Genomic DNA, 4,535 nt, shown 5'->3' on the forward strand with positions numbered 1-4,535 from the left:
AATTTCATGTCTGCTCTCCTCGTATTTTATTTGTATATTTTAAAGATTCGACATAAAATCTAAAATTCCTTTTTGAGATTTTTTCCATTTCATTTTAATAATTATTTTTCATGCGATAGCCCTGTACTATATTGTTTAATTACTAAATGTTTTATGTTTTCTAGTTTACCATATACAGTAACTACATCCCCCTGTTTAAATACAGAATTCCCCCTTGGAAAATGTACTATATGGGAACCTCTATCTATATTTAGCACCTGTATATGTTTATGGGTGAGTTTTGATGACCCTAGAGTCTTTCCAATCAACCTATTTCCATCTTCTATAACGAATTCTGCTACCCCATATTCATCATTTAATTTTAACACTTGCTCCACCGTTTTATGCCTTTTCATTTTCTCCATTCTTTTTCCTAACTTTTTTTCTATAAGTTTTTCAAAACTATTAACTAGCCATTTATTTCTTATTATTATAAGTAGCACAAGAGATACTACTATAAATATAATTGTAATGTACACTAGTCTACTATTACTTAATAATATATTTACTACAAGTCCTAATAAAATAGCATATCCAACATAACTTATTAACATAAGGGCCTGTGCTATCTTTCTCCTAGTTGGATGTTGGGATATTAATTCCGATTCTTTAGTGGTGAATCCAGTGTTGGTTATTATTGATATCACCTGAAATCTGGCTTTATCCATATCTAATCCAGTTAGTTTTAATGCGATAGATAAGACCTCAACTATAAATATAAGTATTATTAAAATTAGTATTCCTGTTATTATATTCATAAAAGTCCCCCCTTTACAAAACAGTGCTATTTTTGAATTGCAAATTTTAAATAAAAGATGTTTGGTTTTATAGAAATAGTTGTGTTTATGCTTAAGTTTTAGTTGACAGTTGGGGGATTACGAATCCCCCAACAACCCTATATTATAATTCATTCAACAACATAGATTTCAATTCACCCAACAACATAGATTTCAATTCATCCAACAGCCTAGATTGCAATTCATTCAACAGCTTAAACTTAAGCTAACCTTCACCTTAACTCACTATCGCCCGCTATTTCAATCTAAACACTGCCCTCCCAATTAAAATTCCTCTACTTCAACCTAAACATTAACCTTAGCCTCAACCTCAATCTTAATCTTAACCTCAACCTTAAACCAATTCCTCTTCCTCCTCTTTCACTAATTCAAAATCAATTTCCCTCTTAGAAACATCCGCCTTAGCCACCCTAATCTTTGCAACATCTCCTATTTTATATGTTTTATTTGTACTTTCTCCTCTGAAACAATAGTTTTCACTATCATATATATAATAATCATCAACTAAATCACTTACCCTAACTAACCCCTCTATGGTATTATCAAGTTCGACAAAAAATCCAAAATGCATTACACTGGAAATTATTCCTTCGTATACTTCATTTATTCTATCTGCCATATACTCTGCTTTCTTTAGATCATCGGTCTCCCTTTCAGCTTCTACTGCTACTCTCTCCCTTTTGGATGATTTTTCTGCTACGGTTACCACATGTTTTTCTAATTTCTTAATCTTTGTCTTAGATAATTGATTATTGATAAAATACTTTATAATTCTGTGTATCTGTAGGTCTGGATATCTTCTAATCGGTGAAGTAAAGTGACAATAATATTGTGTTGCTAGACCAAAATGACCTAAACTTTCATGGCTATATTTTGCCTTCTTAAGAGATCTTAACATAAGGGTATTTATTACCGTTTCCTCTCTAGTTCCTTCTATCTTTTCTAATAATGATTGTAACTCTTTAGGATGTATATCATTAGAGCCCTTTAAATGATACCCGAAGTTATGTATAAACTTATTAAATTCATTGATTTTTTCTTCGTTAGGCTCTTCGTGAACTCTATATACAAAGGGAATATCTGTCCAATACATATATTCTGCCACAGTTTCATTACAGACTAGCATAAACTCTTCTATCATTCTATTAGCTATTCTTCTTTCATATTTTTTTACGTCTATTGGTTTTCCTTCTTCATCTAATATTATCTTAGCTTCATCAAAGTCAAAGTCTATGGCTCCCCTTTTTTCTCTTTTTTTAGTTAATATATTACAAAGCTCTTCCATTACCCTTAGATCTTTTTCTATATGCTTATATCTTTTCTTTATATCTTCATCATTATTCTCAAGTAGATCTGAAACATCTGTGTAAGTAAGTCTCTCCTTACTTTCAATGATACTCTCAGCTACTTTATGGTCTATAACTTTCCCTGTTTTATCTATTTCCATAAATACACTTAAAGTAAGTCTAGATACGTTGGGATGTAAGCTACATACTCCATTGGATAACTTTTTAGGCAACATAGGTATTACCCTATCCACTAAGTACACACTTGTTCCCCTTTTTAATGCCTCTTTATCTAGTGGATTTTTCTCCCTTACATAGTGGGTAACATCTGCTATATGTACCCCTAGTTTATAATTACCATTATTAAGCTTATCAATAGAAACGGCATCATCTAGATCCTTTGCATCAGCTCCATCTATCGTAAAAATAGTCTTATCCCTTAAATCAATTCTTTGGGATAAATCATAGCTAGATATATCTTCTGGTATGTTATTTGCTTCATTTATAACATTATCTGGAAACTCCTCTGATAAGTCATAATTTCTTATTATTGATAATATATCCGTCCCAACATCATTTTTATGTCCCAATACTTCAATTATTCTTCCCTCTGGATTACGTCTCTTGTCGGGCCATTTGGTTATTTCTACAACTACTTTGTCATTTGTTTTAGCACCATTTATTTCAGACTTAGATACAAAAACATCCATACTTATTCTTTTGTCGTCAGAAATAACAAAACCAAAGTTTTTACTACTTTCAAATGTCCCCACGATTTTATTATTTGCCCGTTCTAATATCCTGACTATTTCTCCCTCTTGCTTTCTTCCCACTTCTCCCGTTGAAATGAGCTTAGCCATGACTTTATCCCCATGTAATGCTCCATTTAAATCACTGGCAGGAATGAAAATATCTTGGATCTCATTATTATCAGGTATTACAAAACCAAATCCCCTCTGATGTCCCTGTAATGTGCCAGCTACTAAATTCATCTTTTCAGGAACACCATATCTATCTTTATCGGTTCGTATTATTTGACCTGATTCTTCCATACTATCTAATATTTTAAAAAGTTCCTCTTCTTCTTCTTTTTCTAAACTAAATACCCTGGCAAGTTCCTGTTTAAGCATAGGCTTATATGCCTTTTCTGTCATAAACTCAATTATTTTCTCTTTAGTGCTCATAAAACTCCTCCAATTTTAAAATTTCATTAATTAGTGTAATAATTTCCTATTCATATATATACCCTTCTAAGTAGATTTTTATTAATTTAAAATACAATTATATATAGAATAAAGGCACCTTTGGTGATTCTTTATTCTGTGAAAGGTTCAAAGTATAGGGTATAGGTACAAAACTGGACTGGGTATGCCCAGTCCACACATTATTAATTATAAGTTTACATTATAAGTTTTGTCACTTCATAAGTAACAAAGGCATTTATTATCATAACTATAGGCATTAAGTAGCAAATAGTATTATTTGTCACTTTAAATGTCTCTTTAAAACCAAAAATTCTTATTATATAAGTTATCATATTCCCCATTATAAATATAATTAGTGTTAACTTAATGGATATAAATGATAATATAAATCCAATTAAACTAGCAACTATAGTTGGAACGAAGGATATAGCCATAACTGTTAATAAACCATCCCACTTTCCTTTGCCTTTAAACACATAATTACCTATAATATAAGAAACTCCATAAAATACAGCCACTCCCAACAACAATATTAATAAAAACCTTCCAAATATTTCACCAAAGGGAAAGTCATAACTAGCATATGGAGAAAAGTTTCTATAACTATTTCCACCTAAAAAACCACTTATTATTCCCCCGGTAACTCCAAAGGCTTGACTAAAAATATTTGTAAATAATAAAGATGTTATTATTGCATATAATCCTATAAATGCTGACGCTATTTTGATATTGGGCTCATATGTAACCCCCTTTATGAAGGTTGACGGACTTTTAAAAACCTTGACAATTATATTCCACATTATAGAGAAAGCCCTTGTAACTTGCTCTTTTACTTTATGAAAATCAAACTGAAATTTACTATTATCTTTATCTTCATAGATACTTTTTTTCTTCCTTTCTGTTATTATATCCTCTTCAGCAGTTATCTTTACATAATCTACTAAATCATTATTCTTACCACAATCACATACTTGTCCTTCTTCTAACTTTTTACCACAGTAACCACAATAATTAGCCATTTTGTTCCTCCTTTTCAGTTTATAGTATATATTTCATTATATAATTTTATCATATACTGTAGTTATATAGAGTAGGAGGTAGATAATTAATTTATCTACCGGCCTCTCACACCACCGTACGTACCGTTCGGTATACGGCGGTTCACTAAGACAATCTGAATTTTTCATACTGTGAAGATAAACTTGTAA

The 4,535-nt window shown here is 31.0% G+C and carries 3 protein-coding genes; all 3 read right to left on the reverse strand.

Annotated elements, in window-relative coordinates; all coding sequences use genetic code 11:
- Positions 1–101: 101 nt before the first annotated feature.
- Positions 102–797, reverse strand: a complete 696-nt coding sequence (locus tag V6137_RS20565; protein WP_425449821.1) for a TrkA C-terminal domain-containing protein — start codon at positions 795–797, stop codon at positions 102–104.
- Positions 798–1,170: 373 nt separating this feature from the next.
- Positions 1,171–3,306, reverse strand: coding sequence for a ribonuclease R (gene rnr / locus V6137_RS20570; protein WP_425449822.1), 2,136 nt, complete (start codon positions 3,304–3,306; stop codon positions 1,171–1,173).
- Positions 3,307–3,521: 215 nt separating this feature from the next.
- The gene (locus tag V6137_RS20575) at positions 3,522–4,346 is read right to left on the reverse strand and encodes a Yip1 family protein (protein ID WP_425449823.1); all 825 of its coding nucleotides are present in this window, start codon (positions 4,344–4,346) and stop codon (positions 3,522–3,524) included.
- Positions 4,347–4,535 lie beyond the last annotated feature (189 nt).

Origin of the sequence: Dethiothermospora halolimnae (genome assembly GCF_037577855.1) — a bacterium.
Classification (GTDB): domain Bacteria; phylum Bacillota; class Clostridia; order Tissierellales; family VENL01; genus Dethiothermospora; species Dethiothermospora halolimnae.